At 56.7% G+C, this 21,601-nt stretch carries 21 protein-coding genes and 1 tRNA gene; 11 read left to right on the top strand and 11 right to left on the bottom strand.

The window, feature by feature from the left end; genetic code table 11:
• Positions 1–51: 51 nt before the first annotated feature.
• The 6 genes from ACRY08_RS13540 to ACRY08_RS13515 all read left to right on the top strand — a co-directional run bounded on the left by ACRY08_RS13540 (position 52) and on the right by ACRY08_RS13515 (position 6,718).
• Positions 52–2,385 carry a glycosyltransferase family 2 protein gene (locus tag ACRY08_RS13540; protein ID WP_432450487.1) on the top strand — a complete coding sequence of 778 codons (2,334 nt, stop codon included), beginning with the start codon at positions 52–54 and terminating at the stop codon, positions 2,383–2,385.
• Positions 2,386–2,668: 283 nt separating this feature from the next.
• Positions 2,669–3,853 (top strand): tyrosine-type recombinase/integrase, encoded by a 1,185-nt coding sequence (locus ACRY08_RS13535; protein WP_432450486.1) that lies wholly within the window; start codon positions 2,669–2,671, stop codon positions 3,851–3,853.
• A gap of 124 nt (positions 3,854–3,977) precedes the next feature.
• Positions 3,978–4,658 carry a hypothetical protein gene (locus ACRY08_RS13530; RefSeq protein WP_432450485.1) on the top strand — a complete coding sequence of 227 codons (681 nt, stop codon included), beginning with the start codon at positions 3,978–3,980 and terminating at the stop codon, positions 4,656–4,658.
• Between the two features lie 104 nt (positions 4,659–4,762).
• Positions 4,763–4,990 (top strand): helix-turn-helix transcriptional regulator, encoded by a 228-nt coding sequence (locus ACRY08_RS13525; protein ID WP_432450484.1) that lies wholly within the window; start codon positions 4,763–4,765, stop codon positions 4,988–4,990.
• A 134-nt stretch (positions 4,991–5,124) separates the two neighbouring features.
• Positions 5,125–5,346: a hypothetical protein gene (locus ACRY08_RS13520; protein WP_432450483.1), complete on the top strand. Its 222-nt coding sequence runs from the start codon at positions 5,125–5,127 to the stop codon at positions 5,344–5,346.
• Complete coding sequence (locus tag ACRY08_RS13515) at positions 5,333–6,718, top strand: hypothetical protein (RefSeq protein WP_432450482.1); 1,386 nt, start codon at positions 5,333–5,335, stop codon at positions 6,716–6,718. The genes ACRY08_RS13520 and ACRY08_RS13515 overlap by 14 nt, the downstream gene beginning before the upstream one ends.
• A gap of 74 nt (positions 6,719–6,792) precedes the next feature.
• Here the strand turns inward: ACRY08_RS13515 and ACRY08_RS13510 are convergent, their stop codons facing one another.
• The 7 genes from ACRY08_RS13510 to lepA all read right to left on the bottom strand — a co-directional run bounded on the left by ACRY08_RS13510 (position 6,793) and on the right by lepA (position 14,730).
• The gene (locus tag ACRY08_RS13510) at positions 6,793–10,245 is read right to left on the bottom strand and encodes a class I SAM-dependent DNA methyltransferase (RefSeq protein WP_432450481.1); all 3,453 of its coding nucleotides are present in this window, start codon (positions 10,243–10,245) and stop codon (positions 6,793–6,795) included.
• Positions 10,246–10,432: 187 nt separating this feature from the next.
• Positions 10,433–10,509, bottom strand: a tRNA-Arg gene (locus ACRY08_RS13505).
• Between the two features lie 167 nt (positions 10,510–10,676).
• Positions 10,677–10,856 (bottom strand): CTP synthetase, encoded by a 180-nt coding sequence (locus ACRY08_RS13500; RefSeq protein ID WP_432450480.1) that lies wholly within the window; start codon positions 10,854–10,856, stop codon positions 10,677–10,679.
• A 76-nt stretch (positions 10,857–10,932) separates the two neighbouring features.
• Positions 10,933–11,127, bottom strand: a complete 195-nt coding sequence (locus ACRY08_RS13495) for a CTP synthetase (protein ID WP_432450479.1) — start codon at positions 11,125–11,127, stop codon at positions 10,933–10,935.
• Positions 11,128–11,173: 46 nt separating this feature from the next.
• On the bottom strand, positions 11,174–11,680 hold the full coding sequence (locus tag ACRY08_RS13490; RefSeq protein WP_432450478.1) for a PhnA domain-containing protein: 507 nt from the start codon (positions 11,678–11,680) through the stop codon (positions 11,174–11,176).
• A gap of 132 nt (positions 11,681–11,812) precedes the next feature.
• The gene (locus tag ACRY08_RS13485; protein ID WP_432450477.1) at positions 11,813–12,508 is read right to left on the bottom strand and encodes a hypothetical protein; all 696 of its coding nucleotides are present in this window, start codon (positions 12,506–12,508) and stop codon (positions 11,813–11,815) included.
• Positions 12,509–12,930: 422 nt separating this feature from the next.
• The gene (gene lepA, locus ACRY08_RS13480; RefSeq protein ID WP_432450476.1) at positions 12,931–14,730 is read right to left on the bottom strand and encodes a translation elongation factor 4; all 1,800 of its coding nucleotides are present in this window, start codon (positions 14,728–14,730) and stop codon (positions 12,931–12,933) included.
• A 172-nt stretch (positions 14,731–14,902) separates the two neighbouring features.
• Between lepA and ACRY08_RS13475 the strand changes: the two genes are divergently transcribed.
• The gene (locus ACRY08_RS13475; RefSeq protein WP_432450475.1) at positions 14,903–16,288 is read left to right on the top strand and encodes a hypothetical protein; all 1,386 of its coding nucleotides are present in this window, start codon (positions 14,903–14,905) and stop codon (positions 16,286–16,288) included.
• A gap of 49 nt (positions 16,289–16,337) precedes the next feature.
• On the opposite strand, the gene ACRY08_RS13470 is transcribed toward ACRY08_RS13475, so the two are convergent.
• Entirely contained in the window at positions 16,338–16,793 is a 456-nt protein-coding gene (locus ACRY08_RS13470; protein ID WP_432450474.1) for an Lrp/AsnC family transcriptional regulator, read from the bottom strand.
• A 124-nt stretch (positions 16,794–16,917) separates the two neighbouring features.
• Here ACRY08_RS13470 and ACRY08_RS13465 point away from each other — a divergent pair, with 124 nt between their 5' ends.
• Together ACRY08_RS13465 and ACRY08_RS13460 are read left to right on the top strand one after the other, a co-directional pair.
• Positions 16,918–17,967: a Glu/Leu/Phe/Val family dehydrogenase gene (locus tag ACRY08_RS13465; protein ID WP_432450473.1), complete on the top strand. Its 1,050-nt coding sequence runs from the start codon at positions 16,918–16,920 to the stop codon at positions 17,965–17,967.
• A 110-nt stretch (positions 17,968–18,077) separates the two neighbouring features.
• Positions 18,078–18,443, top strand: coding sequence for a hypothetical protein (locus ACRY08_RS13460; RefSeq protein ID WP_432450472.1), 366 nt, complete (start codon positions 18,078–18,080; stop codon positions 18,441–18,443).
• A gap of 3 nt (positions 18,444–18,446) precedes the next feature.
• Here ACRY08_RS13460 and ACRY08_RS13455 read toward each other — a convergent pair whose 3' ends face one another.
• Positions 18,447–18,908, bottom strand: coding sequence for a low molecular weight protein-tyrosine-phosphatase (locus tag ACRY08_RS13455; RefSeq protein ID WP_432450471.1), 462 nt, complete (start codon positions 18,906–18,908; stop codon positions 18,447–18,449).
• Between the two features lie 111 nt (positions 18,909–19,019).
• Here ACRY08_RS13455 and ACRY08_RS13450 point away from each other — a divergent pair, with 111 nt between their 5' ends.
• Positions 19,020–19,670, top strand: a complete 651-nt coding sequence (locus ACRY08_RS13450) for a winged helix-turn-helix transcriptional regulator (protein ID WP_432450470.1) — start codon at positions 19,020–19,022, stop codon at positions 19,668–19,670.
• The gene (locus ACRY08_RS13445) at positions 19,667–20,353 is read left to right on the top strand and encodes an NAD-dependent deacylase (protein ID WP_432450469.1); all 687 of its coding nucleotides are present in this window, start codon (positions 19,667–19,669) and stop codon (positions 20,351–20,353) included. Before ACRY08_RS13450 ends, ACRY08_RS13445 begins: the two co-directional genes overlap by 4 nt.
• A 240-nt stretch (positions 20,354–20,593) precedes the next feature.
• Here ACRY08_RS13445 and ACRY08_RS13440 read toward each other — a convergent pair whose 3' ends face one another.
• Complete coding sequence (locus tag ACRY08_RS13440) at positions 20,594–21,121, bottom strand: copper chaperone PCu(A)C (protein ID WP_432450468.1); 528 nt, start codon at positions 21,119–21,121, stop codon at positions 20,594–20,596.
• A gap of 38 nt (positions 21,122–21,159) precedes the next feature.
• The gene (locus tag ACRY08_RS13435) at positions 21,160–21,507 is read right to left on the bottom strand and encodes a hypothetical protein (RefSeq protein WP_432450467.1); all 348 of its coding nucleotides are present in this window, start codon (positions 21,505–21,507) and stop codon (positions 21,160–21,162) included.
• Between the last annotated feature and the right edge of the window lie 94 nt (positions 21,508–21,601).

Here is a 21,601-nt window from a genome sequence, read left to right as displayed (position 1 = left end):
CCACGCTGCGCTAAGCCCATAGGGCAAAGCGTTGAAGGCCAAGGGCAGAAAATGATTGACGTTTCCATTATCATCCCTTGCTACAACACAGCACGGTATCTGGATGATTGCCTGTCATCTGCCCTGACCCAAACCGGAGTGCGCATTGAGGTTATCGCCATCGACGATGCCAGCACCGACCAGACTTGGGACAGCTTGTGCAACTGGAAATCGGATCATCCCAACCTGTTGTCCATTGAACGGCTGGATAAGAACCGCGGCCAAGCCCATGTGCGAAATCTGGGTCTGAAACGGGCCCGTGGTGAATTTGTCGCCTTTCTTGACAGCGATGATCAGTATCGGGATGCAGACACGTTGCAACGATGGCTCGAAACGGCCCGTGCGCAACAGGCAGAGCTTTGCGTGGCACAACGATCAACCTTGTATGAAAATGGCAAAATCGCACCACCGCTTTTGGTGCCCGTTCCCAAAGACGGCACAGGTAATGCACAAACAACCCCGGAACTGACAAACACCACACAGTGCTGGCAAATCCTCTATCGAAACGACTTCCTGACCCGGCATTCACTGGCTTTCTCAAGCCAATTGCGCCAACGAGAGGACCGCCTGTTTTTTCTGGAAGCATTCCTGCGCGCCGATCGTATCGCGGTGACCAAGCAGGACGTGATCCTATATCGTGATCATGCAAATTCAACGATGCGGCGGATAGATCTGGCCCAGCTGTCGCAGCTCAATACACATCTCAAACTGGCCTCTTCGCTGTTACAGAACGCCCGCGCCGAAGGTCGGGTTTCGCCCGATTTCGAGCGGGCCAACATCGTGTCCTACTGGTGTCAGCTTGCCCGCTACTGGCAGCCGCTCATCATCGCGGGATTAAGTGGTGGTGACAGCGAGGAACGCAGCCTTGCGCAAGCCCATCTGCACCATCTGGACGCGATGAGCCGGGGGCTGGAGCCCCTTTATCTTGACACCTATCGCGCCGGCGTGCCCCAAAACGAAGAGCTGAAACGCGAAGCGTCGCTGGATGTGATGCGCATGGCCGTATCTGCAGGTCGCAACGACATCTTGATCGACATGCTCCAAGGAGAACGCATTCACATTTCCCGACTGATCCCATTGATCGAACAAAGCACTTATGTCTGGGCGCGGGATGCGGTTCAGCATTACCTCAAGTTCAACCGATTGGCACAGTTCAAAGAAGAGCAGATTGCAACAGGAACGCCCCAGCGCCTTGATCAGCTGGTGAAGCGGGTTGTCCTGCATATCGGCATGCCGAAAACGGGGTCCTCTTCGGTTCAGGAGCATATTTTGTCCAACCGGCTGGCACTCTTGGATCAGGGTGTGCATTTTCCGATTTTTGGCGCAGGGCGCGAACATGGCGTACGCTGGCATCGCAGTTCGGGACATTTGGCGTTGTTTCGCAAGCTTCTGATCGACAATGAAGGCGACATGGTACGCCGACGTCTTGTCGCCGAGATCACCTCTCTTGAGCACCCGGTGCACACATTGGTGCTGTCCTGCGAAAACCTGTTGTCCCCGGTCTTCTGGAACGCGTTTGCCACAGATACCACAGACGGGCAGGACATACTCAGCCGGATCGCCCAGGGTTTGGGGATCGAACAATTCGACATCGCCCTGACCCTGCGCCGCCCCGATGACTGGTTTCGGTCCTACTACCGCGAGCTGACCGCCAACCCGTTTAACAACTTCATCGCCACACCTTCAGAAATGATCCGCAACCTTGATGAAACAGGGGTGCTCGATCACCGTAATAATCTCGACTACCTGAAAGAAAGCCAACACGTGGCAAATCTTCATGTGACCGGGTTCGGCGAGATGAAAGCACAGGGCGGCGCAATTCCGTGGTTCTTCAACCTACTGGGGACGCCCGACCCCGTCACCGCGCATGCCCAAAGCCCGATGGCCAACGAGTCCCTCTCAGATACCGTCGCCGCCAACATTCAGCTTCTGAAAAAGACGCACCCGGACCGAAAACAGGCCGAGCATGTTTTCAAAGAACTTCTCGAAAGCAATGTTCTTGATGGTCACGATTTCGATCTGATTGGTGCTGCGGATTGGGAATTTTTTGACAAAACCTTCGGCGCCAGAACCCAGGACTATGACGCGCTTTTCCCTCAGGAACGGCCCGTCAAACGCCCAGGCGACGAACCGACCCCCCTTGTTGTTCACCCCATGGTTCTGAACGTAACGTCTGGGCTGATTTGGAATGGCTTGCAAGGCACCCAGGGGCGATCTTCCTTGAACGCACCTCTTGCTCATATCCTCGAGAAATACCGCTATATGACCAACAGCTTGTCGTGGAAAATAACGCGCCCATTGCGCAGGGCGCTCGAAGCTTTGCGGCGATTACGACAGTCACGCTGACCAAGAAAGCGCGGGCAGAGCCCCGTTGGATGCGTATTCGCACCATGACATCTGAATTGGCGATCCCTGAAGGACTCGAACCCTCAACCTGCTGATTAGAAGCTCGGTCCAGACGGTTTCTCTGGAATTCTCAGGATTTCGCCATACCAACAAAAATGAATTTAAAACAATTATTTACGTTGACCGCCGCTGCGCCGAGCTTCCATGAATAGCGCCAAGTTTCGACGCCACTTGCTTCCGTATAGCTTCCGGATTTTGGCGTCATCTAAGCGGAGGGCGTGACATGCGGCTTACAAAAAGATCGGTGGATGGGTTGGAGGTCAGACCCAGCGACTACATCACTTGGGACTGCGATGTGAAAGGTTTTGGCGTCCGCGTCTATGGAACCGGCAAGCGCACTTATGTCGTCCAATACCGCGCGGGAAAGCGAACTCGACGCCTCACGTTGGGCCAGCATGGCCCGCTGACAACAGACGAGGCCCGCAAGCTCGCGATGCAACGCCTAGGCGACGTCGCGCGCGGAGAAGACCCGTCTGCCGACATTCAGACCAAACGCCGCGCACCGACCGTCTCAGCGCTCTGTGACCGCTTCCTAGAAGAATATGTAGCCCAGCACTGCAAACCGACCACCTACCGCTCTTACAGCACAATCATTCGCAATCATGTAAAACCAAAGCTGGGCGCGTTCCTTATCAATGATGTGAAACGCGCTGACGTAGCCGCTCTGCATTTTGACATGCGCAATACCCCCTACCACGCAAACCGCACGCTGATGGTCATTTCAAAGATGTTCAATGTCGCAGAGGATTGGGGGCTGAGAGAGGAAGGCGCGAACCCAACCCGCCGGATCAAGAAATATCGGGAAGAGGAAAAGAAGCGATACCTGACCGACCAAGAGCAGTTCCGCTTGGGGCAGGTGCTGCAAGAGGTCTTGGAAGATGGAACCGAAACCGAACATGTCGTGTCTGCCTTCTTGTTGCTCATGCTGACCGGATGCCGCCGTAATGAAATCCAAACCCTAAAATGGGAGTATGTGCACTACACTCATTTGGACCTGCCAGACAGTAAGACCGGGCGACGACGCATTCCCCTGCCCCGCGAAGCTTACGACATCATCACATCGCTGCAGCGACGCGATGGGAACCCCTATGTAATATTAGGCATCACTGAGGACGGGCATATCACTGACCTTGAACGGCCATGGCGGCGCATTCGTAAGCGTGCCGATCTAAAAGATGTTCGCATTCACGATCTGCGTCACACCTATGCGTCTGTAGCCATGCAGGACGGGATTGACCCGTTCACGCTGAAAGAGATTTTAGGCCATAAGAACCTGACCACGACATTGCGCTACGCGCATTTGGCAGATGACGCGGTGCAACGCGCAGCGGGGTCTGTGGCGAGCCGTGTAGCTGGTGCGATGGGACGGAGGGAAACGGGCAGACCGGGGTTGCGGGTGGTACGTTAGGTATATGTAATTGTAGGCATAGACAGCTCTCTTATACGTTACGCAAGAGATTGAGAGAGCTTATACATTACATAGGCAGAAATTCCGATTTTGTTGAAAACACCGATCCTGCACCAACGTACCCATGACCCAAGACCTTGAACCTTCTTGTGCCAACATTGATTTTGATCAGGCTTGGACCATGTGCGCACAGAATGGCACAGCGCCTCAAACCTTCATCGAGCAAATCACTGACGCTCTTCAGTTTTATTCAGCCAAAAGAAAAGCTTCCAAAAAGCCAACAAAACGCGATGTCGAACGGCAATTCACGAAAGTCGAGAAGACGGCCCAAACCCTTATTGAAGCAATGACCATGGCCACCGAGAAATATGGCTACATGCTCTATGAAGCCTACGAGGACACCTTACCGGATCACATGAGCAACGGGGACTTCGAGCAAAAAGCGATGGGTACTGAATATGAAGGGATGGCCTTTCATGAGGTGCAGATTTACCGCCTTCAAACGCGTCTTGGCACTTTGATCGAGGCCGCAAAAAATGCCCCCAAGTACATCGACACGGAAAAGGGTCGTCCAAAGCTCAATTTCCATCTCGAAAGCACTCTAAGAAATCTAGGTTGCGTCTACAGCGAGGCCACGGGTCGCGAACCTATGGACGGTTACTCTTATAAATCTATTGAAGGCACCTACCACGGACCATTTCTTGAGTTCGCCACTTACATTCTTTGGTCCTACGCGGGCAAGAATATCCCAAACCAAACGGCAATTGGGGATGCAGCACGAGAGGCGTTTGGGCTAAGAAAATAAGGGATGGGGAAAAGCTGCCAGACATTGGCAGCATTCTCCCATTAGAAATCTCACACATAACCTTCGATGTTCTTCTCATCACTTAACCGACGAGGAACAACGCTATGTCGCTTACTGAGAAACACGCTGACCCCAACCGCCTTATGGACGAGACCGAAGCGGCAGATTTGCTCTGCTATTCGGTCCGTGCGCTTCAGAATTGGCGCTATCGCGGTGGCGGTCCAAAGTTCATCAAAATCTCGGCGCGCTCCGTCCGTTACACCTATGGCGACGTGATGGAGTGGATCAATCAGCGCCGCGTGGCGAACACGTCGCAAGCACCGAACATCTGACACACAGTTTTGCCCTGCAAAGGTTGGTAGCGGTTGTGGGGATTTTGGGGCCGGACGGCTCGTCAAAGGGCGTGGGGTAAACGCACCTCACGCCCTTTTTGTATCCGCTGCCATCATCCAAAGGAGATTGCCATATGAGCAACCAACCCGCCCATAAACTCAGACTGGGCCTGATCACCGCAACCATCTGGGCCAATGATGGATTCTATTCCATCGACCTGACCCGCTCTTACAAGAACGCTGACGGGCAATGGCAGAACACCAATAACCTTGCGCATTCCGACCTTCTGAACGCCGCCAAATGCCTTGAACGGGCCGAGATTTGGATTGGGAGGCAGATCAATGCAGCCAAGTGAAGCCAATGCCGGGCGCACAGTCCGGCCCCAAAACAACAGCTACCCCGCCGGAGGCTCCAAAGCGCCCAGCGAAACCCGTCAGTCGAAGGGCGAACGCCCCAAGAGGGGGGTGATAGTAGCACCCCCCTCTGGAAATACAGAGACCCCGGAAGACTACACCGTGTTGCATCGCGGCTTTGACACTCTGGCCCTGTCAATTCAGGCCAATATCGGCCCGGAATTGTTTGAATATCTGGAAGCACAGAAAGCGATTGCCGAGGAAGAGCAGAAGGAAGTGCTGATCTCATTTGGTGGCGCGCAGTTCTTGCTGAAGCCTTATGGCGGCAAAGGGTATCGCTTCTTGCTGGACGGTGGCCCGGAAGGGGCAAACTGGTCGATCAAGAAACCCAATTCACGGGACAAATGGGGCATCCGCCTAAGCTTTGGTTCGTTCTTCATGTCCATCTATGGCCTAGGCGCCGCCAAGGCCCATTGTGAGCGCGTTCTAGACGCCTTTGGGGTGCGCTATGGCCCGGAGGACGTCAGCATCTCTCGTGCCGACTTCTGCGTCGATGTGCTGGTAAATGATCTGGTGCTGGACCCGAACAATCTGATCGCGCACAGCGCCGCCGGTCGCCGCGACAACATCACCTACGAGGATGTGGCCGTACATGGCAAATCCGGTTGGGTGTCGTCTGTCACATCTGGCGGCATCACCAACCGGCAGGTCATTATCTACAACAAGCGATCCGAAGTGATCGCACATGGCAAGCGCCACTGGTGGGACATTTGGAACCATACGTTACGTAGTGGGGTGGGCAACACTAACGCCCCCTATATGTTACATAGGGGCCATGTTTCCGGCCCTCTCACCCCGGACAAGACCCAAGCCGCCCAGAACCAAGTCTGGCGGGTCGAGTTTCGGGCGGGAAAGAGCCTGCTGAAAGACCGCTGGGGCATTCGTACATGGGAACAATTCTTTGAGCAGTTCGGAGACCTCTGCCGCTCCTCTGGCGAACGTATCCGCTACACCGAACCCGACCCCAACGACACGAACCGCGCCCGTTGGCCAAACCATCCGCTTTGGGACGTGGTCTGCGCTGAAATGAATGATGACCTGATCGAGATGCGCAGCGGGGCCGATCCGAACCCGATGAAAGAGGTGCACCGCGAGGAACACATCGCCAGCCTGCTGAAGCAGGTCACAGGCACCTGCATCACCATGGCCGCGCTGGAGGGCTGGGAGCATGAGGAACTGCCCGTGGCGTTTCATGGCTTTGCAGAGCGGATGAGTGAAGCGGTCGAAGCCGACCCCGAACGGTCCGCCAAGCAGCTACAGGATGCCAAGGATCGGTATGTGTTCACGAGAGACACCCGCGAGCCGCCTACGTAAGGTTACGTTACATAGGAAATCAAAAGAAGCTGAGAGCGCCCTATGTAATGTTACATGGGGCGCTTTCGCTTACCCTAGCGCGTGGACCGATAGGTATCGTCATTCATCCGTTCAGCCAAGCCAAGCGCGGTCATACTGTCCAGAAGCGGAATGACCGAACTTGCGCGCCCACGCTTGAAACTGCGTGCGATTTGTTCTGGCGTGGCTTGTGAAAGCTCTGCCAAGGCATCGCGGACGGCGGCAACTTGGTCGGGCATGGTTTTGGGCCATGCGGGTTTGTCTTTGGCATCCACAGGAGCATCGCCCAAGTCGAGCTTGCCGGATTTCGCCGCTGCGCTTGCACCGGTTGGGTTCTGATAATCGGGGCGCAGCCAACGGATCTTGCCCGCAGCCTCTTCCCGCGCGCGCTCGGCGTTCAGATCCACCAGCCGGTGCAGAATGTCATCGTCGGACAGATCATGCGGCCAGCCATAGGCGTCGGCCACGGCGGCGTCGATCCGGTCGTGAATTTCCTTCAGCAGGCCGATCAAACCTTGTTCGTAAATCTCTTTGTCCTTGCCTTCGATTGCTTCCCCCGCGCGGAGCTTTTCCAGCACGTTATACATCTGCGTCAACGTCAGCTTGGGGTGCGCGGCTTGCCTGTCCTTGCGATGCGCGTCCAGCTCCTCGCCCAAGGCGCGAAGGGTGGTTTTCTGCGCCTCGGTGAGGGTTGGGAAGGGGAAAGGGTCGAAGCAACGGGATTTGTTGTAGCGGGGCCGATCTTCCAACGTGCCACCTGAGCTGAGCGCCCAAGCAACGTGAAAACGGCTTGAAAGGATAGAAAGACAAGCTGCATCGCTCAAGCCGATTGCGATAAGCATGTTGTCGGGCAACACATTCTCATCAAGAAACTGGAACACGCGATGTTTGCTCGTTTCAACGGTTGCGATGTAGCGCGGTAAGCCTTTCATGGCGGGTCGCAAATCCTTGCGCGGCTCGCCGAACACCCACCAGTTCTTGCGATAGGTTTCGCGGTTATTCTGGTCCCGCTCAGGCTTCACCTTGTCCAAGACATGCTGATAAACTGCCGGATACTTCTGCCGTACCTCGGCTTCTGTGAGGCCAAACAGATCAATCACCATCACGCCGCGCGGCGTGGCAGTCAGGTCGCGCCCATTTCGGTATTCGCGAATGTGGTTTTCAAGTCCATCAACCGTACCAAGGCCAAGCTGCTTTGCTTCTTCGCGATTTACGATGAAGCCTGCACCGTGAAGTTTGACACCCGGCGACGAAATGCCCTCATTCGCCTTCAAAGCCTTCGCACCGGCCACATCAGCGCCGGTGCGTAGGTTGGCAAAGATCTTGCCCCGTTCCTCGTCAAAGTGGACCAAGCGGCCCTCATCCTCGGTCTGGCCTTTATGCTCCTCGGCAATGGTCAATAGCCGCCCCTCATGCCGCCCGGCCCGCCCCACGGTCATGGCAATGCGCACCGCCGCGCCCATCGACGCATCCACCCACGGGTGGTCGGGAATGGCATAGATCAGCGACAGGGGTTTCTTGGGGTCGCCCAGATGCGGCTCTAACACTTTGCGGTTAAATGTCTGGCGCAGGGAATTGGTGGTAATGAAGCCAAACCGCCGTGTGCCCTTCCCAGTTTTCGCATTGAACGCCCGCGCCTTCGCCGCCGCCTTTTCCCACCAGAACATCACGAAATCCGCTGATTTCGGCATTTTGGGGTAAGCGGACCACAGCGCCTCGGCATAGCCATCGCCAAGCGCGTCACGCATCCGGCTGGCCCCGATAAACGGCGGGTTGCCGACGATAAAGTCCGCCTCGGGCCATTGGGCAGGTTTCGGGGTGGCATAGTCCAGCACATCGACCCGCGCGGTGTCGTCTGGCACTTCCTCGCCCGTTACGGGGTGGGGTTTGGTGGTGATCCCGTCCCAGCGGGTGACTTTGGCCCCGTCCACCATGCGCGGGGTGGTGTCGCCGTGATCCAGCACGGCGTCGCGGTTTTCGATGTTGTGGAAATCACGCAGCACAGGTTCAGCGGGCGCGGCCTTGCCATAGGTGCGGAAATGCCATTGCAGGTATCCGATCCACAAGACCAGTTCCGCCACCCGTGCGGCCCATGGGTTCAACTCGATTCCCAGAAAGTTATGCGGGTCCACGGTAAAGGATGCCAGCGACAGGGCGGTTTGTTCTTCGCCCAGTTCTTCCAGACGGGCGGTGACTTCGCCTTCCAGCCGCTTCATCAGTTCCAGCGCTACGTACAGGAAGTTGCCCGACCCGCAGGCCGGGTCCAGCACGCGGGTGTCCGCCAGTTTAAGGTGGAACGCATGCACCGTATCGCGCGCTTTCTTCATGTCGCCTTGCTCTGCCAACGCATAGGTCGAAGCGCGCACGTCCTCCCAATCGCGTCTGAGCGGCTCTATCACCGTGGGCATGACCAGCCGTTCCACATAGGCGCGCGGCGTATAATGTGCGCCAAGCTTGTGACGCTGGCGCTTGTCCAGCGCCCGTTCCAGCAGCGTGCCGAAAATCGCGGGTTCGACGAATTTCCAATCCTTCTGGGCCGCACCAATCAGCAAGGCTATTTGCTGGCTGTCCAAGGGCAGCGCGCCCGCATCGGCAAACAGCCCGCCATTAAACCTAAGCACCTTGGTTTTAAGGATCGGGGAAAAGCCGCCTGTGTTCATCGTCTGCCACAGGTTTTCCAGCGCGGGGGCCGCGTTGTCAGGATCCTGCGCCATGTCCTTCAACAGGTCTGTGAAGCTTTCCTTGGGGATCAGGTCCACATCCTCGGCGAACATGGAAAACAGGCAACGCATAAGAAAGGCAGCTACCGTATCGGGTTCATGCCCCTGTTTCTCGAACGACCGGCCCAAAAGCGCGAGTTGATCGGCGATTTCGCGCGTGACTTTAGCCGCAGTTTTCGATGGATCCAAAGACTGAGGGTCATTCCAGATTGCTTGGAACAGTTCCTGGATTTCTGGTTTTTCCAGATCATCCAGAAAGACGCGGAAGGAATTGCCATCAGGGAACTGGGTATAGCCATGCCCCTGCCCTGAGAAATCAGCATATATCTCGAACACATAGCCAACGTCACAGACGATAATAAACGGTGGCCAGCCATCCTCGCGCGCGATGCCGCGAGCATAGTTGTCAGCCTGCCCCCGCGCCTTGTCCATCATCTTATCCCAAGCCCGCGTGCCGCGCACGCCATGTCCAACGCGTTTGACTGTCGGTATTTCGGGTAGGGATAATTGATCTGAAGGGGCTGATTTACCGTGCGCGCCCTGTTTCGTCTCAAGGATGAATGACCCTCTGCGGTACAGGTCGATATATTTCTTGGAGGTTTCGCCGATCGCCGCAGACGCCACAGGCCTCTCTAGGCGATAGTGATCATTTGAACCTGTATCAGTGACCGGCAGCGGCTTCTCGACGCCAAGTACTTCTGTCAGTTCACTTAGGAAAAGCCCATAGTTCGCACGCTCTGCCCCGCCCGAGTGTTTCCATCGCTCAATAAATTCTGAAATTGATTGCATGAAGCCCACATCAAACCACTTTTGGCGACGATGCCCGCCACGCGCAAAAGTTGCAAACTGATTCCACGCTTGACCGTATCCAAGCTACAACATGGTTCAGCATGCTTCCGTATTGCTTCCGGTAATTTTCACGGCGCAACACCGCTAGCCCGCGAAGCGTGCAAGTAGTTGTTTTTATGTAATAATATGGCGATCCCTGAAGGACTCGAACCCTCAACCTGCTGATTAGAAGTCAGCTGCTCTATCCAGTTGAGCTAAGGGACCGCACGCCAGAGCCTTACCCCCGGCGCACCACCCCTTTCAACCTCTAAAGCGTTTCCGGATTACGTTGAATGAACGTGATGTGGAAACGCCGCGCAACATGTAACGATGGTGGGCGTTTCCAGCTATTGCTGTGATCGGGCAATAACTGGAAACGCTTTAATCGCCGTTCATGCGTTGATCTGTTTGGCGATCACCCAAGAGACAGGCAAACCAACGGCAAAGCCGGCAATCGCCGCCCAAATAATCGGCTGCGCCGTGTCCATGCCCATCGTCAGAGCGGCCACCATGAAAATCCCGGCCAGCGACGTGCCGATCATTGCGTAAAGAACCAAAGCCAAGCGGAGCATAATCAAGTCCTCGCGTTAAGATGCACCATATGGAATACGTGATGCACCCGCCTGAATGGCGAGACTTTGATCCGGATCAATCGCCCATCATTGCGCGCGCGACATAATAACTCACCGGCAGGCCGATCGCGAAACCCACGGCAGCCGCGCCCAGCAAAGGCCACAGCCCGGAGATGCCGTTCACCAGTGCAATCACCACCAGAACCGACGCCACGGTCGACCCGATGATGCCGTAAAAGGTTGCAACGATTTTCCAAAGCGGGGTGCGCATGGGCAGGCTCCTTTTCGGGCGTCATAGCCCAGGGGGGCCGCGCTGCCTATTTCTTCTTCACAAACTGCGTCAGAATGACAATGCGCTGCCCTTCCACGCGGCCCTCGATATGGGCGGGATTGTCCGCCACAAGGCTGATCCCACGCACCGCCGTGCCGCGCTTGGCCGTAAATCCCGCGCCCTTTACAGGCAAGTCCTTGATCAACACCACGTTGTCACCCGCATTCAGCGTGACCCCGTTGCTGTCCTTGTGCTGCGAGGCCGCGGCAACATTGTCGACCCACGCCTGCGTGTCCTCGTCCAGATAGACCTGTTCGAGCAAATCCCGCGCCCACGCGGCATCCAGACGCTTCAACATCCGAACCGAGAGCACCTGAACCGCCACATCCTCGGACCACATCGAGGACGCCAGCCCCCGCCAATGGCTCTCCTCGGGCGTGCCGTCGATTTGGACGGCACAGGTGGCGCAGATCATAGCCGAGGCGTCAGAGGGTCCGCCGGGGACGGGGAATGCGGAGAGCGGCGCGTCAGCGGCGCAGAGCGGGCAGGGCATATGGATGGCTCCGGGGTTGGGTGGTGTTCGTATACGGAGCTATGGAGAGGAACGGAAGGGGAGTGGGAGTCACGCGGGTGGCTAAGAGCCGGCGAGTAGCCCACCGTCCGGTAAGTGCCTGTCGTCTTGTCGCTAATCACTAGATAGCGATTGCACAACTACGCTTCCATCAACCGATGCAAACCAGATGCAATCTTCACAATCTGTTCGGCCCCTTAGAACAAAGCCATCAGCAGTTCTCATAAGAATTTTGACTTCTACAAATTCTGAACTTGGAAGAACCACCTTCACGTTCTCGCCTGCCATCAAAATCGGCGCGCCAAAGCCTATAGCAAAAACGATCCATGATACTGCGAAAGACATCCCAAGAAAAAACTGGTTCCAACTCAAAATCCTAATTGGCCAAACGACTTTGAATTTAATCCATTTTGAGTCGTCGCCTGCTTCTTCTGCCTGCAACCACTCCACACCGGAAAACAATAGCGACATGCCCGCACCAAGTGATGAAAGGTACACGCAAGTTAGTAACCTTGAAATCTGTTCCCCATTGAGACCACTGAGTTTCAGATACGAAAGCAGAACTCCTAGAGTAAGAGCCGCAAGCAGTTTGGACACCATTTTCCATTTGGAGCCTTTAGGTAGATTGTTTGTGGCGTGCTCAGTTATTGTCCCAAGAATGAAGTAGCCGAAACCAAAGTAAAAGCAGAGTTCAGCAAGCGCAGCTGACGCTCGTAACCAGATGCCGAAATAGAAGTCGCCCCCTAGAACTGGCTGTACCCCAATGGGGATGTTGAAGTTGACGCCCAGCACAAAGAGAAAAGGCACCAAGAACAGAACAGCAATCGGTTTCCTATACTTCAGAATCAGACAAAGTGACTTTGTTAGCGCGCCAACGAGCAATTCAATAAACCCCTACTTTAACTCGATACTTTGCCAGAGTTTATTGCCCCACGCACCTCAAATATTCAAAGCAAGGACATCGCCCGGCCCTGGGTGGGCGGAACGCCCTCCCGTGGGGAGGGTCGGGCGTTGTCCGGTCTGTCGACCGGACGGGACGGTGTTGGGATGGGCCGACGGGTTAGCGCTCCGAGAGGGAGGCTAGGGATCTGGAATATGTGGCCACGAAAACGAAAGAACCGCGAGGGGGTGCGCACGCGATCTGGGTCTGTTGCGCTCCAGTTGGAACGGGGTGGGCACGCGATTTTCTACGAAATTCGCTTTCGCCCACTGTGCATTAAAATGAATGACTTCTAGTCATCCATTTTAAGTGCACTAATAAACGCTTCCTGCGGGATATCCACTTTCCCGAACTGGCGCATCTTCTTCTTACCCGCCTTCTGCTTCTCTAGCAGTTTCTTCTTTCGGGTGGCGTCGCCGCCATAGCACTTTGCGGTCACGTCTTTGCGCAGGGCGGACAGCGTTTCGCGTGCGATCACCTTGCCGCCAATCGCCGCTTGGATCGGGATTTTGAACATGTGGCGGGGGATCAGGTCTTTCAGCTTTTCGCACATCGCCCGGCCGCGCATTTCGGCGCGGTCGCGATGCACCATGGTCGACAGCGCGTCGACCGGTTCGTCGTTCACAAGGATGGACATTTTCACAAGGTTGTCCTCGCGGTAGCCCTCCATCTGATAGTCAAACGACGCATAGCCCTTGGTGACCGATTTCAGGCGGTCATAGAAGTCGAAGACAACCTCATTGAGCGGCAGGTCATAGACAACCATCGCGCGCGAGCCTGCATAGGTCAGGTCCAGCTGGATGCCGCGGCGGTCCTGGCACAGCTTCAGCACGTCGCCCAGATATTCGTCGGGCACAAGGATGGTTGCCTTGATGCGCGGCTCCTCCATGTGGTCGACTTTCGACAGGTCGGGCATGTCGGCGGGGTTGTGAAGCTCGATCATTTCGCCGTCTTTCATGAAGACGTGATAGATCACGCTGGGCGCGGTGGTGATCAGCTCGATGTTATATTCGCGCTCGATCCGGTCGCGGATAACCTCAAGGTGCAAAAGCCCAAGGAAGCCGCAGCGGAAGCCAAAGCCCAGCGCCGCCGAGGTCTCCATTTCGTAAGAGAACGACGCATCGTTCAGGGCGAGCTTTTCGATACTGTCACGCAGGTCTTCAAACTCCGCTGAATCCACCGGGAAGAGACCACAGAACACCACGGGCTGCGCGGGTTTGAACCCGTCCAGCGCGTCTGTCGTGCCCTTTTTCTCGTGCGTGATCGTGTCGCCCACGCGCGTGTCGCGCACCTGTTTGATCGAAGCGGTCAGAAAGCCGATCTCGCCCGGACCCAGCACATCAATCGGCTTCATCTCGGGCGTGAAGACGCCCACGCGGTCGACGGGATAAACGGCATTGGTCGAGAGCATGCGGATGCGCTCGCCCTTCTTCAGCTTGCCATCAATGACGCGGATCAGAACGATCACGCCAAGATAAGCATCATACCAACTGTCTACCAGCATCGCCTTCAGGGGCGCATCGGCGTCGCCTTTGGGGGCAGGCAGCTCGTTCACGATGGCCTCGAGCGTTTCGTGGATGCCCTGCCCGGTCTTGGCCGAGACCTGAATGGCGCCGGTTGCATCAATGCCAATGACGTCCTCGATCTGCTCGGCCACGCGATCACAGTCAGAGGCCGGCAGGTCGATCTTGTTCAGAACCGGCACGATGTCATGATCCGCGTCGATGGCCTGATAGACATTGGCGAGCGTCTGCGCCTCAACCCCTTGGGTCGAGTCCACAACCAGCAGCGATCCTTCGACCGCACGCATAGACCGCGAGACCTCGTAGGCGAAGTCCACGTGGCCGGGGGTGTCGATCAGGTTCAGCACATAGTCTTCGCCATTGTCCGCCGTGTATTCGATGCGAACGGTGTTGGCCTTGATGGTGATCCCGCGCTCACGCTCGATATCCATACTGTCGAGCATCTGCTCTTTCATGTCCCGATCCGCGACGGTGTTCGTCTCTTGGATCAGGCGATCAGCCAGCGTGGATTTCCCGTGGTCAATATGCGCCACGATCGAGAAATTGCGGATGTGTTTCAGGTCGGTCATAAGGGAGGGATATGAGGGGGATTGCAAAGCTGGTCAAGAACTATGAAACAGATAGGGTAACTAGTTCTGATTTGGAGCATCCCCAATGTCTTTACCGACTATAAGCATTCAGGGATTGGACTCTCTACCCTCGTTTACTCGACAGGTACTATTTGCACGACTCTTGCTAAGATTGGTTGGCACCACTGTTAGCAACCCGAATCTAAAAACTCCCCTCACCAAGAGCATTGTAATTGCCGCATTGCGCTCTGCATCAGCTGTTCTTTCTCAGCATGAGTTCCGAGCAAAAGCTTACCATACCCACGTTTCGAAAGCGAACGAGCCTTTCAACATAGGATTTAGCACCAAAAGGAACCTTTTTAACTTCTGGGTTGGTGATCTCGCCGAGCAACTCAAAGCTGAAGTTGGAATTATGGACAGCATCTACGGCGTCGCTGACCACATTGAAAAAACTAAGATCGAACTCCCGCTAAAGCTTCTTCAACTGGAAGTCGAGGAAATCTATGAAGATGCGCTATCGGATAGCGCAAATGTGACAATTAGAATTAAGACAGACGAAATCAAATCCAATCCGTTGTGGCATGGAAACGACAGCGCCCCATTCGAAGATTTAACTCAATCAGTGCTAGCTCGATACCACGCAAGCTCTAGCGCCTTCAGCTACTGGGTGACCTTGTATCAAGGTTTTCTCGACGGCAAACCGCTCGATTGGGAGCTTCAGCGCCGTGTGGCTCTTATTCCTGACAAAGATTGGGAAAAGGGGCCAGAGCATATTGCGGAGAAGATTGAAGAGGTCAAAGCGGAATATTTGGCAGCGCAACTCCCGCTCGCAGAAGACCTCGAGTTCGACCCAGACAGCGGCAATTTCCACACCGTCCCGCGCGAAATGGCCAAGCCTGATCTGTTGGGAGCGACGCTCAGCCAAGTTGAGGATGCGCTGGACGATGTGATGGAAAATTACTCCAACGGGATCAATGAACGGTCTGTTGAATGCCGTAAGCTCACCCGTACCTTCCGTAAATATGGCAACGACCCGCAGCGGATCGAAATGGATTTCACCACGCTCCACGCAGGCCTGACGCGGCAGATCATCAATGGGGAACTGCCCCCAAGCGAAGAAAACCTCGCGTTACAATCTGCACTTGAGGAAGGGGCAAAAGCTGTGCGAGCCACCCACCCCGAGGTGGCTGAAAACAGGCGCATTCTGCAAGAGCAGAACCTGCGAGAATTGACAGATGACGACAAAGCCACATTAGAGGAAGCTCTTCCTGTTTTGCGGGCAATCTCAGATGAGGCATTGGCTGAGGAATGGACGCAGGATATTCCGGCACTGACCAATGACAGCCTGTTGCCTGTGCCCGACAGCGCACCACGATTGCCGGGGGCAGATGAGGCAACGCGTATCTTTGGGCGTGCTGCGCGGATGGCCGTTGAAACCAAGAAATCTGAAAGCATTGTGCAAAGAATTGACGGGCATTCCGGATACAAGGCGCTTCGTATCATTCAAGTTCTTGAGTGGTTGGTGCAGTTGGGCATGCGCATTCTCATGTATTTCTAAGCACCCGCCCCTGCCCCACCGCCCCGCGTGATCCCAACTCCCCATCGCTTCACACCCCCGGCAGCACATTCCGTGTCACCATCGTGCGCAGGGTAAAGCTTGATCGCATCCGTGCGATGCCATCGACGCGCATAAGCGTCTCCTCCATGAAGCGGTCAAAGGCTGTCAGGTCGGCGACGACGACGCGCAGAAGGATGTCCCGGTTGCCGCTCATCAAATGGCATTCCATCACCTCGTGCATGCGCGACACGGCGCGTTCGAACTGGGTCAGCGCCTCGCGGTTCTGGCTTTCCAGTTCGACCGAGATAAAGACCGAAACCGGCAGGCCAAGTTTAGCCTGATCGACGCGCGCGCCGTAGCCTGTGATCACGCCTGCCTCTTCCAGTGCGGCGACCCGGCGGGCGCAGGGGGTGGGAGACAGGCCCACGACCTCGGCCAGATCCCCCAGCTTTTGGCGGCCATTTTCCTGAAGGGCTGCGATGATACGGCGGTCGATGGCATCCATGGTATTTCTCTCGTCATTCACGTGTTCAGTAGCGATTATCACTATCAACGGAAGATTTCACGCGAATATTTGGTGACAATCTCTAAGGCCAGCTTCGTAGGTTTGCAGGAAAAGGGAGGACAATATGACCATCACAGACGTGGCTGCGGCCCAACATGAAAATGTATATCGCGTCGAAGATCAGGCCTCGGGCCTTGTCGGCTTCATCGCCATTCACTCGACGGCGCTTGGGCCGGCAGCAGGCGGGTTGCGCATGAAACCCTATGCCAGCGAAGCCGACGCGCTGACCGATGCGTTGCGCCTGTCTGAAGGCATGACCTACAAGAACGCGGCGGCGGGACTGCCGTTGGGAGGCGGCAAAGCCGTGATCATCGGCGACCCGGCCACGCAGAAAACGCCGGACCTGTTGCGCGCCTTTGGCCGCGCGGTCGAGGCATGCAACGGGCGCTACTGGACGGCTGAAGACATGGGTATGACCCCGGCAGACATGGGTGTTCTGGCCGAAGAGACGCGCTTTGTCGCGGGGCTGGCAGATGGGGCCTTTGCCTCGGGCGACCCGTCACCGATCACAGCACGCGGGATTTTCAACGCGATCCGCCGCGTGGCGGTGCACCAGTTTGGCAGCGCGAACCTGTCGGGACGCCGGGTCGCCGTTCAGGGTTTGGGGCATGTGGGCTGGAACCTCTGCCATCGCCTGAAAGCCGCGGGCGCAGAGCTGATTGTCACCGATATCGACGCGGATCGGGTGGAAAAAGCGCGGGATGCTTTGGGCGCAACAGCCGTTGGCCTGAACGAAATCTATGCGGTGCCGGCCGATATTTTTGCCCCCTGCGCCATTGGGGGCATCCTGAATGGCGAGACAATCCCGCAGCTGACCGTGAAAGCCATTGCCGGGGGGGCCAACAACCAATTGGCCACGGCGCAAGATGCCGAGTTGCTGCATGCGCGCGGCATTCTTTATGCGCCGGATTACGTCGCCAATGGCGGCGGGATCATCAATGTGGCAACCGAAATCCTGCAGATCGAAACGGCAGAGGACTGGGTGTCAGAGCACCTCTCTGCGCTCGACAACACAATGGAGCGTATCCTGCGGGCCGCGAAAGAGGCTGATGTCAGCCCCGCGCTGGTCGCAGAGGACGTGGTTTTACAAACCATAAAGCGCCACGCAGCCTGATCCAAAACAGCTGGCGGGGGGGGCCGATTTCAACGCTCCCTCCGGCACCGTGACGACCTTGCAAAACCGTGAGCGCAGGGAAATTGAAACCTTCATCATCATGCGATATCATGTCCGGCAAATGGGGCTTAAGACCCCTGAAAGAGGCAGTTCCGAAAGGTCGCATGATGAAACGCCTGCTGTTTGTCGTCACCGTGTCGAGCATGACACTTTCCGCCCTACCCGCCTGGTCGGGCGGCACCATCGAACGGGCCTGCCTGCGCGCAGATCGCCCCAACGCCACGCGCAGCCTGTGCAGCTGCATTCAGAAAGTGGCCAATGCGACACTGACCGGCAGTGAACGCTCCAAGGTCGCGAAATTCTTCAAAGACCCGCATAAAAGCCAGTCCACACGCCAGTCCGACCGCCGCTCGGACGAGAAGTTTTGGAAGAAATACAAGCAGTTCGGGGCGCATGTCTCGAAATACTGCGGCTAAAGCTCAGACAGTCTTAAGATGTGAGATCAGCCCGCGCGATGCGACCTCGACCAGATCCAGCGTCTGGTCGAAATCGCGCGTGTAGTAGGGATCAGGCACGTGATCCATGCCGGTTTCAGGAGCGAAATCGGTAAATAGCGCGACGCGGGTCGAGCAGCCGACTGGGCGCAAAGCCTCGATGTTGTAGAGGTTATCCGCGTCCATTCCGATGATCAGATCGAACCGGTTAAAATCCGCCGCCTCGAATTGCCGTGCACGCAGATCAGACAGGTCATAGCCGCGCGCCCGCGCGGCCTTTTGCATCGGGCCATAGGGCGGGTCACCCACATGCCAACCCGACGTGCCCGCGCTGTCGGTTTCCACTGTCAGATCCGGGGTTGCACCGACGCATGCGCGAAACACCCCCTCGGCCGTGGGGGACCGGCAGATATTGCCAAGACAGACGAAGAGGATACGGGTGCTCATGCCCGTGTTTTATCGGTGAAATCACCGCCTGTCACCATCCCGCCCGGCACGGTTTTGCCACCTGCGAAATCACCCCTTGCAGCCCCGGCAACCCTGCGTCAAAAGGCGCGCATGTCACGTGCCAAACCCTATGCCCAAACCTGCCCGATTTCGCTTAGCCTCGACCTTCTGGGGAACCGCTGGGCGCTTCATGTCTTGCGTGAATTGCACGCAGGCCCGGCGGGCTTTGGGCAGTTGCGCAGCGGGTTGGAAGGGATCGCCACCAACATGCTTGCCGCCCGCCTGAGCGAGCTGGTCGATGCCGGGCTGGTTGCCAAATCGGGCCGCGCCTATAGCCTGACCGAGACCGGTCGGGCCACCCGTGGCATCTTGTTTGAGCTGGCGCGGTTCGGGCGCGACTTGCCTTGCCCGAACGGCGCCAAGGAAACCGACCAGAATACACAGCATGTGGTCGTTCTGGCCGGTGCGATTGAGCGGGCCGCGGGCCCATTGGATGATTTGCGTGCGGAAATCACGCTCGACGGCTTGCCCTTTTCACTGACCGTTGCGCAGGGGCGCGTGGTGTTCGAAGCGGGCGAAATGGCGCTGCCTCCGGTCAGGCTTGGCTTTGGCTGGGACGATGTCGAGGCCGTCGCGCGCGGCGACCAGCGCGTGGCCGATTTCGCCGCGAGCCGCGAGATCGAAGCGCAAGACCCCTTGCAAGTTGCTGCTCTGCTTGATCTTCTGCAAAAAGCGATGGACATCTACGGCGGCTTTAAATGACACATATCCTGATCCTGACCGGCGCTGGCATTTCTGCCGAAAGCGGGCTGGGCACGTTTCGGGACAAAGATGGATTGTGGACGCAATACGATCTGGAAGAGGTTGCAACGCCGGAAGGCTTCGCGCGAAATCCAGCGTTGGTACATGATTTCTACAATGCCCGGCGCGCGAATTGTCTGGAGGCCCAGCCCAATGCCGCCCACGCCGCTTTGGCCCGCCTTCAACGCGCGCACAAAGGGCACGTCACGATCGTCACGCAGAATGTAGATGACCTTCACGAACGCGCCGGCGCAAAGGACGTGATCCATATGCATGGCGAGTTGCAAGGCGCGCTATGTGCAGCCTGCGATCACCGTTGGCCCGCGCCGCGGGTCATGAGCCCTGATGCGCCCTGCCCCAGCTGCGACACACCCAGCACCCGGCCGGACATCGTGTGGTTCGGGGAAATGCCGTATCGGATGGAGGATATCTATACCGCTCTTGGCGATGCGGATCTGTTTGTGGCGATCGGCACCTCTGGCAATGTCTATCCGGCGGCGGGGTTTGTCATGGAAGCCCGCGCCATGGGCATTGCGACGCTTGAGCTGAACCTGGAGCCATCAGACACGGCCAGCGCCTTTGAGGACGCAAGATTTGGCCCGGCGACCCAAGTGGTGCCCGCCTGGGTCGAAGAACTTTTATAGCGTTTCGAGATTAAGCCCGATCACAACTTGATTTCGAAACGCCCACATCATTGATAGGGTCCGCACGTTTCGACATATTGTCGTGCCTCAGCAATAAGTCGAAACGCTTTAACAAACTGAAACAAGAAAGGCCGCAGCGAAACGCTACGGCCATCCGGGGTGACGAGCCCCTATAGGCACAGGCTGGGGACGCATTCACCGCCCGCGCCTTTGGTCCTGTTTTCAGACTTTCGAAACGCGTTAGTTCGACGTGTCGTCGCCCTTGTTGGCCTCGCCGTGACCCATTTTCGAATGGTCCATCTTCGAGTGATCCATGCCCCCGGCCATCGGGTTGCGCTTCAGATCAACAGGGATGTCCACGGTCATCTCACCGGCTTTTTCAAACACCAGCGTCACAGACAGCGTTTCGCCATCCACGAAGCTTTGGTTCAGCCCCATGAACATCACATGGTCGCCGCCGCGTTTCAGGGCGTGCATGCCACCAGCGGGCACCGCGAAGCCTTCTTCGACTTCCATCATCTTCATCACGCCATTTGCATCTTCTTTATGCGTGTGCAGTTCGACGCGTTTTGCCACGTCAGAGGTCGCCGAAATCAGACGGTCATCTTCCGCCCCGTGGTTCATGATTTCAAAGAAGGCAGCGCCAGCCTTGGCATTCATGCCAGAAGCGCGCGCATAGGCGTCGTTGATCATGATGTCACCCGCAAGAGCAGGCATGGCGAAAAGGGCGGCTGCACCGGCAGCCAGAACGGTTTTGATCGAGTACATTGTCTTTTCCTTTGGTCTTGGGATTGGTCGTGAAGGGATCAGACCAATGCCGGGGGACCTCGGGCAGACGGGGTAAGCTCATCACGTCCCAACAGGTCGACAACCTGCACCGGCACGCTGTGGGATACCAACCGGATTTCAGGGGTTGTCACGTCGGGAACGACAAAAGAGGCCGAGAATATGGACGTGCCATCGGGGCAGAGATGCACCGATTCGATGGGTTCGCCATCTGGTCCAAGCGTAATGGTGGTCATGCCGGTGCCAGTACACAGCACCATCTCAAACGCACCATTCATATCCGGGTTTTCACCACGGGCATCCGCCAGCGCAAAGCTGGTGATGGTCAGCGCAAAGGCCAGAAGATATGCAAACGCGGCACGAAACATGCCCCCTTGCTATGCCTGTTTCTGTGGCAGGACAAGCGACAAAGTGTAACAGGTATAGGACACGCGAAAACCGCCCAAAGCACAGGGCTTTGGG

The organism is Aliiroseovarius marinus (genome assembly GCF_050881025.1).
GTDB lineage: Bacteria > Pseudomonadota > Alphaproteobacteria > Rhodobacterales > Rhodobacteraceae > Aliiroseovarius > Aliiroseovarius marinus_A.
This window is presented reverse-complemented; position numbering and strand designations above follow the sequence as displayed.

What these genes read in the sequence shown, in the direction of transcription:
- ACRY08_RS13540 (WP_432450487.1), top strand. Translation starts at nt 52, where the DNA reads ATGATTGACGTTTCCATTATCATCCCTTGCTACAACACAGCACGGTAT.
- ACRY08_RS13535 (WP_432450486.1), top strand. Translation starts at nt 2,669, where the DNA reads ATGCGGCTTACAAAAAGATCGGTGGATGGGTTGGAGGTCAGACCCAGC.
- ACRY08_RS13530 (WP_432450485.1), top strand. Translation starts at nt 3,978, where the DNA reads ATGACCCAAGACCTTGAACCTTCTTGTGCCAACATTGATTTTGATCAG.
- ACRY08_RS13525 (WP_432450484.1), top strand. Translation starts at nt 4,763, where the DNA reads ATGTCGCTTACTGAGAAACACGCTGACCCCAACCGCCTTATGGACGAG.
- ACRY08_RS13520 (WP_432450483.1), top strand. Translation starts at nt 5,125, where the DNA reads ATGAGCAACCAACCCGCCCATAAACTCAGACTGGGCCTGATCACCGCA.
- ACRY08_RS13515 (WP_432450482.1), top strand. Translation starts at nt 5,333, where the DNA reads ATGCAGCCAAGTGAAGCCAATGCCGGGCGCACAGTCCGGCCCCAAAAC.
- ACRY08_RS13510 (WP_432450481.1), bottom strand. Translation starts at nt 10,245, where the DNA reads ATGCAATCAATTTCAGAATTTATTGAGCGATGGAAACACTCGGGCGGG.
- ACRY08_RS13500 (WP_432450480.1), bottom strand. Translation starts at nt 10,856, where the DNA reads ATGCTCCGCTTGGCTTTGGTTCTTTACGCAATGATCGGCACGTCGCTG.
- ACRY08_RS13495 (WP_432450479.1), bottom strand. Translation starts at nt 11,127, where the DNA reads ATGCGCACCCCGCTTTGGAAAATCGTTGCAACCTTTTACGGCATCATC.
- ACRY08_RS13490 (WP_432450478.1), bottom strand. Translation starts at nt 11,680, where the DNA reads ATGCCCTGCCCGCTCTGCGCCGCTGACGCGCCGCTCTCCGCATTCCCC.
- lepA (WP_432450476.1), bottom strand. Translation starts at nt 14,730, where the DNA reads ATGACCGACCTGAAACACATCCGCAATTTCTCGATCGTGGCGCATATT.
- ACRY08_RS13470 (WP_432450474.1), bottom strand. Translation starts at nt 16,793, where the DNA reads ATGGATGCCATCGACCGCCGTATCATCGCAGCCCTTCAGGAAAATGGC.
- ACRY08_RS13465 (WP_432450473.1), top strand. Translation starts at nt 16,918, where the DNA reads ATGACCATCACAGACGTGGCTGCGGCCCAACATGAAAATGTATATCGC.
- ACRY08_RS13460 (WP_432450472.1), top strand. Translation starts at nt 18,078, where the DNA reads ATGTCCGGCAAATGGGGCTTAAGACCCCTGAAAGAGGCAGTTCCGAAA.
- ACRY08_RS13455 (WP_432450471.1), bottom strand. Translation starts at nt 18,908, where the DNA reads ATGAGCACCCGTATCCTCTTCGTCTGTCTTGGCAATATCTGCCGGTCC.
- ACRY08_RS13450 (WP_432450470.1), top strand. Translation starts at nt 19,020, where the DNA reads ATGTCACGTGCCAAACCCTATGCCCAAACCTGCCCGATTTCGCTTAGC.
- ACRY08_RS13445 (WP_432450469.1), top strand. Translation starts at nt 19,667, where the DNA reads ATGACACATATCCTGATCCTGACCGGCGCTGGCATTTCTGCCGAAAGC.
- ACRY08_RS13440 (WP_432450468.1), bottom strand. Translation starts at nt 21,121, where the DNA reads ATGTACTCGATCAAAACCGTTCTGGCTGCCGGTGCAGCCGCCCTTTTC.
- ACRY08_RS13435 (WP_432450467.1), bottom strand. Translation starts at nt 21,507, where the DNA reads ATGTTTCGTGCCGCGTTTGCATATCTTCTGGCCTTTGCGCTGACCATC.